Source organism: Fructilactobacillus sp. X2R5C2, assembly GCF_059901375.1.
The window spans coordinates 1-240 of the sequence record NZ_JBWXUX010000049.1; the positions used below are offsets into that span (position 1 = coordinate 1).

Sequence of the window (240 nt, forward strand, 5' to 3'; positions counted from 1 at the left end):
TCTTTAATCATATAAATTGCTTTGTATTCACTCAATTCCTTCTTTTTCTTTTCAAGAAGTAACTGTCGCATTTGAAACATGGTAGAAGAACAGAGGAGAATGCCAATGAGTTGGCCATATAAATGGCACTCAAGGCGTTCTTTTTTGATTGTTTTGCATTCATCGATTTCAAAGAATGACTTCCATGTTTAAAACAAAATTTCGATTTGCCAACGCAGGGAATAGAGGGAATGAACATAG

General features: G+C 34.6%; 1 pseudogene. It reads right to left on the bottom strand.

The features are described 5' to 3' along the window. A pseudogene (locus AC6UD2_RS06895) lies at positions 1-240 on the bottom strand (transposase); the annotation flags it as partial.